The organism is Bartonella vinsonii subsp. berkhoffii ATCC 51672 (genome assembly GCF_902825225.1).
GTDB lineage: Bacteria > Pseudomonadota > Alphaproteobacteria > Rhizobiales > Rhizobiaceae > Bartonella > Bartonella berkhoffii.
Window position 1 is genome coordinate 1 of record NZ_CADEAK010000186.1, and the last position, 433, is coordinate 433.

Here is a 433-nt window from a genome sequence, read left to right on the forward strand (position 1 = left end):
CACGAATATCGTCAATACCAGTGTGCGAGGCAGCATCCATTTCTATAACATCAATATGGCGGCCTTCAATAATTTGTGCACAATGTTCACCAAGTGTATTAAGTGCAATAGTGGGTTGGTCGATATTTTTTGTTTTGTAGTTGAGCGCACGCGCTAAAATGCGTGCTGTTGTGGTTTTTCCTACTCCACGAATTCCTGTTAACATCCACGCTTGTGCAATACGACCTTTTTCAAAGGCGTTGGTGAGAGTACGCACCATAGCTTCCTGACCAATAAGGTCAGAGAAGTTTTGGGGTCGATATTTACGAGCAAGAACACGATAGGCTGTTTCTACCGGTACATTTTCCATGAATATTTCCAACTTCGAAGTTCTTTATGCGTACATTTTGATAATACAAAAGCATAGATCAATACTGTAGTCTCATATAAAAGG

1 protein-coding gene is annotated in these 433 nt (G+C 40.6%); it reads right to left on the bottom strand.

Annotated features, from left to right (window positions below; all coding sequences use genetic code 11):
* On the bottom strand, positions 1 to 349 hold a 349-nt coding region (locus J7R10_RS08855; protein WP_208436492.1), incomplete at its 3' end, for an AAA family ATPase.
* Positions 350 to 433 lie beyond the last annotated feature (84 nt).